The 7,785-nt window shown below is 51.3% G+C and carries 7 protein-coding genes and 1 pseudogene; all 8 read right to left on the bottom strand.

The window, feature by feature from the left end:
- Positions 1-103 (bottom strand): annotated as a pseudogene (locus B2899_RS06610) (ribosome maturation factor RimM); the annotation flags it as partial.
- A complete protein-coding gene (locus B2899_RS06605) occupies positions 100-522 on the bottom strand; it encodes a YlqD family protein (RefSeq protein ID WP_146809418.1) in 423 nt (140 codons plus the stop codon). The pseudogene B2899_RS06610 and the gene B2899_RS06605, both read right to left, overlap by 4 nt.
- Positions 523-585: 63 nt before the next feature.
- On the bottom strand, positions 586-813 hold the full coding sequence (locus B2899_RS06600; protein ID WP_146809419.1) for a KH domain-containing protein: 228 nt from the start codon (positions 811-813) through the stop codon (positions 586-588).
- A gap of 30 nt (positions 814-843) precedes the next feature.
- Positions 844-1,119, bottom strand: coding sequence for a 30S ribosomal protein S16 (rpsP, locus tag B2899_RS06595; RefSeq protein ID WP_146809420.1), 276 nt, complete (start codon positions 1,117-1,119; stop codon positions 844-846).
- Between the two features lie 95 nt (positions 1,120-1,214).
- Complete coding sequence (gene ffh / locus B2899_RS06590; protein WP_146809421.1) at positions 1,215-2,570, bottom strand: signal recognition particle protein; 1,356 nt, start codon at positions 2,568-2,570, stop codon at positions 1,215-1,217.
- 10 nt (positions 2,571-2,580) lie between these two features.
- A complete protein-coding gene (ylxM, locus tag B2899_RS06585) occupies positions 2,581-2,925 on the bottom strand; it encodes a YlxM family DNA-binding protein (RefSeq protein WP_146809422.1) in 345 nt (114 codons plus the stop codon).
- Between the two features lie 97 nt (positions 2,926-3,022).
- Positions 3,023-4,018 (bottom strand): signal recognition particle-docking protein FtsY, encoded by a 996-nt coding sequence (ftsY, locus tag B2899_RS06580; protein ID WP_146809423.1) that lies wholly within the window; start codon positions 4,016-4,018, stop codon positions 3,023-3,025.
- 25 nt (positions 4,019-4,043) lie between these two features.
- Entirely contained in the window at positions 4,044-7,604 is a 3,561-nt protein-coding gene (gene smc, locus B2899_RS06575; RefSeq protein ID WP_286884577.1) for a chromosome segregation protein SMC, read from the bottom strand.
- Positions 7,605-7,785 lie beyond the last annotated feature (181 nt).

Raw genomic sequence — 7,785 nt, 5'->3', positions numbered from 1 at the left:
GGTACCGCTCTTCCGGAAAGTCCGTTTCCGAAATGACGCGGACCTCGCCGCGGATGCCGTGCGTGTTTACTAGCTTGCCTACGGTGAAAAACTCTCCGCTCACGCTTCTGTTCCCCTTTCGCGAATTTCTTTCACAATTCCGTCCTGCAGCACAATTTCTGTGCCTGTCATTACCTTTCCCCAATCATCGCCGACTTTTACCTCCACGTCGCTCTCGACCGTTGTATAGTGAAGCTCGCTGCCGAGCGGGAGATTGGCCAGTTGGTCCAACTGGAAAGAAACCTGGGATAGCTTCTCTTCGCGCGCCTGCCTCTCCTGGGTCAGCCGACGCTGAACAATCTCAAGCGCATCCCGCCCTTTCCGCTGCGCTTCCTGCAGTAATTTTTTAGCCTGGAAATTCAGCTGTTCAAGCTCCAGTTCGTAACGCTTGCGCATGTCGGCGAACTCTTCCTGCATCTGTTTGCGGGATGTCTCGGTCAATACCATCATGACTTTCACTTTGCGTTTCACTGTCAGCATCATGGTAACCTCCGTTTAACGCTAAGAAAAGCTGGGATGTTTTCTCCCAGCTTTTATCTATGCTTTCTATACAATTTCGATCGTCACGCGCTGGTTTTCTTTCATGGCCATCGCGCCCACGACAGTGCGAAGAGACTTAGCAATGCGCCCCCGCTTTCCGATCACCTTGCCCATATCATCCGGATGAACGGACAATCGGTAGACAGTGCTGCCCTCCTGCGTCACCTCTTCAATCGACACGGCGTCGGGATGGTCAACAAGAGCTTTGGCAATCACTTCAATTAATGATTTCACCCGTTAATCCTCCCGCTTGAATAGAATGGACTACTTTTTGCTGTTTCTTACTTCGTGGAACTTTTGCAGCAGACCTTGCTTACGAAACAAGCTGCGAACCGTGTCTGTCGGTTGAGCGCCTGTAGTCAGCCATTTCATTGCCTTTTCTTCGTCGATTTCAACTTGCGCTGGCTGCGCTACCGGATTGTATGTTCCGATTTCTTCGATGAAGCGGCCATCACGCGGCGCGCGAGAATCTGCTACTACCACACGATAAAAAGGGGCTTTCTTTTGACCCATACGTTTTAAACGAATTTTTACTGCCATTTGTTATTCCCTCCAAGTTGTGTTTTGCACACTAATTAGTTATTTTAACAAAGTCATCCATAAATGAAAAGACTTAGTTTCAAACAAACACAATGTTATTGCCCAAAGAACGGAAACCTGAAGCCCCCGCCTTTTTTCTTCGCTTTGTCCGTCATTTTTGTAAACTGCTTCATCATCTTGCGCATATCTTCAAACTGCTTGATGAGCCGATTTACTTCCTGAACAGTCGTGCCGCTTCCTTTCGCGATGCGCTTGCGGCGGCTGGAATTGATGATTTCCGGCTGCTGTTTCTCCTGGGTCGTCATAGACCGGACGATCGCTTCGACGCGATTTAAGGCACTCTCGTCGACTTTCAAATCTTTCATGCCTTTGATTTTGTTCATGCCCGGCATCATATTCAGTAACTCATCAAGCGGTCCCATCTTACGGACTTGCGCCATCTGTTCCAGAAAATCCTCAAACGTAAATTCAGCGTTGCGCATTTTGCGCTCGAGTTCTTTCGCTTTCACTTCGTCTACGTCTATTTGCGCTTTCTCAATAAGCGTGAGCACATCGCCCATGCCGAGAATCCGGCTGGCCATTCGATCCGGATGAAACGGCTCTAACGCGTCCATCTTCTCACCCATACCGACAAACTTAATCGGCGTGCCAGTTACGGACTTAACGGAGAGCGCAGCACCACCTTTGGTGTCACCATCCAGCTTGGTCAGCACAACGCCTGTCAAATCAAGCTGGTTATTGAAACTTTCCGCCACATTGACAGCATCCTGACCTGTCATGGCATCTACCACAAGCAGAATCTCGTTCGGCCTGGTTGCCTCTTTTATCTCCTGCAGCTCGCCCATCAGCGTCTCGTCAATGTGCAGGCGCCCGGCGGTATCGATTAGCACGTAATCGAAATGTTGCTCTTTTGCATGCGCAATCGCCGCCCTGGCGATTTCGACCGGACTTACCTTATCCCCCATCGAAAACACGGGGATATTCAACTGCTTCCCGACAACTTCAAGCTGCTTAATTGCAGCCGGACGGTAGATATCGCAAGCAACAAGCAACGGTTTGCGGTTTTGCTTTCCACGCAGGTAGTTGGCCAACTTCCCCGTCGTCGTCGTCTTACCCGCACCCTGCAGGCCGACCATCATAACAACTGTCGGAGGCCGGCTGGCTACGGCAAGTTTACTCTGCCCTCCGCCCATCAACTCGGTCAACTCGTCGTTTACGACCTTGATGACCTGCTGGCCAGGCGTAAGACTCTTGAGCACATCCTGCCCAATGGCCCGCTCTTTGACGCGGTTTACAAATTCTTTTACGACTTTGAAGTTAACGTCCGCTTCCAGCAGGGCAAGACGCACTTCGCGCATCGCCTTGGTAACGTCTTCTTCCGTGACTTTCCCTTTGCCGCGCAGCTTGTCAAACGTGGATTGCAGTCGGCTGGCTAAGCTTTCAAACGCCATGGTCCGCCTCCTAATCTATCTCCATTTCTAACGCAAGAAGCTTGCGCACGATTTCCAGTGAATGCAACTCTTGTGGCTCTTCTGTAGACAATTCCCGTTGCAGTTCTTCGAGTAAAGCGCGCCGTTTTTCGTAACGCGCCAGAAGACCGAGCTTGCGTTCATAATCTTCGAGCGTCTTGGCAATCCGCTTCACCTGTTCGAACACCGCCTGACGGCTGATGTCCTCAATCTCCGCGATTTCGCCGAGCGACAGGTCGTCGCGGTAATACATCTCAAAGTATTTGCGCTGCCTGTCTTTCAGCAGTTTGCCGTAAAAGTCGTACAATAAATGCAGACGCGTGGTTTCCTCCAGCATGGGATCTGCCCCCGTGTACGGAAATTCGTGTAAAGATCAATTCCTTTACAGGACATAATCATACAGAAGTGATGAATAAGTGTCAAGCATTTTCTCTTTACTCTTCTTCTTGTTCCATCTCTTTTTCGATCGATGTGGCGAACAGCGCATGGACGAATTGTTCAGCATTGAACGGCTGCAGATCGTCCATTTTCTCACCGAGGCCGACATATTTGACCGGTACCTGCAATTCGTTGCGAATGGCGATGACGATGCCGCCTTTCGCTGTACCGTCAAGCTTTGTCAGTACGATGCCCGACAATTCAGCGGATTGGCTGAACGCTTTCGCCTGGCTAAGCGCGTTCTGGCCGGTAGTCGCATCCAGCACGAGCAGCGTCTCATGCGGCGCATCCGGAACTTCGCGGGAGATGACCCGCTTAATCTTTGCAAGCTCTTCCATCAGATTTACCTTATTCTGTAGACGACCGGCCGTGTCGCACAGCAGGACGTCCGCTTTTCGCGCCCTGGCGGTATGAATACCATCATAAATAACGGCAGCGGGGTCGGAACCTTGCTGCTGCTTGACCACTTCTACGCCAACACGCTCACCCCAGACTTCAAGCTGGTCGATCGCACCTGCACGGAATGTGTCCCCTGCAGCCAGCAGCACTTTTTTGCCCTGACTTTTGAGCATATGTGCCATCTTGCCGATGGTGGTCGTCTTGCCGACGCCGTTCACGCCGACAAACAAGATGATGTTAAGGCGTCCATCTTCAATATTCAGCGACGTATCTTCATCTTTTCCCTGCAGAAGTCCAACCAGTTTCTCTGAGAGGACAGGCTGCAGCTCATGTGCATTTTCAATTCTTTGCTTGCGCGCTTCGTTGCGCAAATCATCGACCAGCTCCATCACCGTGTTAACACCGACGTCGGCGGAGATTAAAATATCTTCCAATTCTTCATAAAACTCGTCGTCAATGCGCTTATAGCGGCGCACCAAATCCTCCACTTTCTCAAACGCGCCGCGCGTTTTCATCAGACCTTCCTTAAATTTATTCGTAATCGCTTCCGTCTGACCGGAGATTTTTTCTTTCAGCTTTTTAAAGAAACTCATGTCATGCTTCCTTTCTTCCTGAGATTTATGACACCATCGTCTCGTCTTCAAGACGGACGGAAACAAGCTTCGATACTCCGGATTCCTGCATCGTTACGCCGTACAGCACGTCAGCGCCCTCCATCGTCCCGCGCCGGTGTGTAACGACGATAAACTGCGTTTTCTCACAGAATTCCCGCAGGTACTGGGAGAAACGCGAAACGTTCGCTTCGTCCAATGCCGCCTCCACTTCATCGAGTACGCAGAACGGCACCGGTTTTACCCGCAGAATGGAAAAGAGAAGCGCGATGGCGGTCAGTGCTTTTTCCCCGCCGGAGAGAAGCGCAAGATACTGAAGTTTCTTTCCGGGAGGCTGGGCCACAATTTCGATCCCGGTCTCAAGAAGATTATCCGGATTGGATAGCTGCAAGTCTGCCCGGCCGCCGCCAAACAATTGCGTGAAAACTTGTTGGAACTGAGCGCGAATCGCATCGAACGTTTCTTTAAACCGCCGCGACATTTCCGCCTCGATATCAGCAATAACCTGGTACAGCGTCGCTTTTGCTTCGCTTAGATCGCGGTGCTGTGACAGCAGAAATTCCTGCCGCTCATGCAATCGTTCGTACTCCTGAATTGAGCCTATATTGACTGTGCCGAGTGCGGTAATTTGCTGTTTTATACTCTTGACCGTCTTGGCCGCTTCCTCCACATCATCGGGCAGTTGATAGTTCGCCTTGGCCATCTCGTAGCTCAGCTCGTACTCTTCCCGGAGCTTGTTCAACAGATTATCCAGCTCCACGTCCATACGCTCGACTTTAACCTCATGCCTGTAGAGATTTTCTTCCACGCTTTTAAGCTGGCGGCGCATCTCTTTTACTTCCGCTTCCTGCTCAGCCAAACGTGCCTGAACATCCTGCCGTTTCTTGCGTTGTTCCTGAATGTGGGCGCTGTACTGCTCTTTCTCGGCGCGCAGGGCACGGATTTCCCGATCGAGCTTCTCTTCCTCCTCATCGCTTGTAGCGGTGCCCGAATCGAGCAGAAGCAGTGTTTTCGTCGTCGCGCTAAGCTCGGCAGTCACTTCCTGCAGATCTTTTTCCAGGCGGTTATATTCTAAAAGACGCGCTTCATATTGTTCCTTGCGCGTCGCTACCTGCACTTTCAATTCGGTAATACGATCGTTCAGCGCTTCTTTGTTTGTTTCCTTTTCTTTTTTGCTTCTCTCCGCCGCTTCAATTTCCTGCTGTTTCTCTTGTTCGGCAATCGCCAGCTCTTCCAGTTCTTCTTCGATTGCCGCGATGCGATGCTTGGCCTGCTCACGCTCTTTGTCCAGCACAGCTTGATCCTGCTGGAAGAACTCCCAGCGTTCCGCAATCGTTTTCTCTGAATGGTCCAGCTCACGCAGCAGCCCTTTTATCTCCTGCTCTCTGAAGCGAAGCTGCTCGCCTGCTGCACGCATCTGTTCCTGCTCTTGTATCCAGACTTCTTCTTCTGCGGCTATCGCTTCTAACCGGGTATAGAACTCTTCATTGGCCTGCTTCTGACGGGCAATCTCCTCTTCCAATTGTTCGAGTTGACGCTGACGCCCCAACAATTGATTCGATTTCTGCTGCACGGACCCACCGCTCATCGAGCCGCCCGGGTTGACAACATCGCCTTCAAGCGTCACAATGCGGTAGCGGTACTGAAGGGCTCGGGCGACCGCGTTGGCCTGCTCAAGCGTTTCGGTAATCATTACATTGCCTAAAAGATTATAAACGATAGACTGATATCGTTCCGCACAGCGAACCAACTCCGCCGCCACACCAACGACACCGTCCATCTCCTGTACACGGGCGCGCTCGCCCGCCGGTATCTGACGCGGCTTAATGACATCAAGCGGCAGGAATGTAGCCCGTCCAGCTCGACGCTGCTTTAAAAGCCCGATGGCTCGGCGCCCTACCGCTTCATTTTCCACCACGACATGCTGTAAGGCGCCGCCCAATGCAATTTCGATTGCCGTCTCATACTGCTTTTCAACGGAAATCAGCTCAGCCACCGCACCTTCCACGCCTGCAAAGCCTTGTTCGCGCGCTCTTAGAATTTCCTTGACACCCTGCATGAATCCGGAAAAATCAGCCTGCATCTCTTTTATTACGTCACGGCGCGAAAGCATACCGTTTAGTTTTTGCTCGCCTTCACGCAACGCTTGAAGCCAACGCGATTTTTGAGCTGCCTGTTCTTTTTGCGCCGCCATTTTCTTTTTAAACGCGTCCATATTTTCGGCCAGGCGCTTAGACACCGAAGCCAGCTCATCTTCCAATTCGGTGCGTCGGCTGGTCAGGCTTTCTTTCTGCTCAATGAGCTGCTGATTGCTAGATTCGAGACGTTCCCAGCGCTGTTGGTTCATCTCGAGCGCCTGCTGATGATGGCGGATTTCATTGCGCATGGATGCCATTTGATTCAAGATATCGAAGTAGTCGGCCTTTAGGCGCTCGATGTCACCATCGGAAAATCTGGCGAAATTCATATATCTTTTCTGCTCCAACTGCAGTTCCTTTGTCAGCTCTGCAACCTGCTCTTCAGCTGCTTTTACCTGCTGTGCCGCCTCCGCAATCTGTATACGCAGCGCCTCCTGCTTCTCAGTAAGCGCTACTGCTTTGCTGCGGGCGTCCTGTTTGTTTTGGCTGTAATTGCGCAGACGTTCACGGAGCACTTCCCTAAGCCCTTCTTTTTTCTCTCCTTCTTCAGTGACGGTAAGCAGGCGCTGCTGCAATTCTTCAAGCACCTGATCCTGTTCGCTCACAAATGCGCGCAAGTCGGCCGTTTGGGCTTCCATTCGGTTGATGCTAGCCGACCGCTCGATCTGCTCGCTCGTAAGTTTTTCCACGAGCGATTTCGTCTCTTCCCATTCAGCATGCAGCAAATCGAACTGCTTTACATACAAACCGATTTCATATTGGGCGAGCGTTTCTTTCAGCGATAAATACGTGCGTGCTTTCTCGGCTTGTTCGGCAAGCGGCTGGATTTGTTCCTCGATTTCACCCATGATATCCTGCACACGCACAAGGTTTTGCTCGGTCTCGTCCAGTTTTTTTACCGCTTCTTTTTTGCGTGCTTTATATTTGACAATCCCGGCCGCTTCCTCAAAGAGCGCTCGGCGGTCTTCGGAACGCGTGCTCAAAATCTCTTCAATCCGTCCCTGGCCGATAACGGAATACGCCTCTTTGCCAACGCCTGTGTCCATGAATAATTCGATAATATCGCGCAGCCGGCAGCTCTGTCGGTTAATATAATATTCGCTTTCACCCGAGCGATAGACTCTGCGGGTAACGGTAACTTCAGAGAAATCCATCTTTATCTGCTGATCGGTGTTGTCAAGTGTCAGCGACACTTCACAGAAATTAACCGGCTTGCGCGAATCGCTCCCGGAGAAAATAATGTCCTCCATTTTTGCGCCGCGCAGCGATTTAGCACTCTGCTCACCAAGCACCCAGCGGATAGCATCCGAGATGTTGCTTTTGCCGCTGCCGTTAGGGCCGACAACGGCCGTCACGCCGGGCACGAACTCCAGTTCCGTACGGTCGGCGAACGATTTAAACCCTGTAATTTCGAGGCGCTTTAAATACATAGATTCGCTCCTCATCCTCCTTGTCACCGCCCGGATGTAGGGGTAGTCCCTATCAAGCGGCTTTCTCTTATAAGAATGTATCACTGTCACAAAGAGATGTCACTATACACAAAGAACCGCCATGGCGTCTCAGCCGCAACCCGGACATGAAAATGAGAGAAAGGGCGGCTGACTTTTGTGG

The organism is Aneurinibacillus sp. UBA3580 (assembly GCF_002375825.1).
In the GTDB taxonomy this organism is placed as follows: domain Bacteria; phylum Bacillota; class Bacilli; order Aneurinibacillales; family Aneurinibacillaceae; genus Aneurinibacillus; species Aneurinibacillus danicus.
The sequence above is the reverse complement of the archived record's forward strand: the minus strand, read 5'-3'. Positions and strand labels throughout refer to the sequence as shown.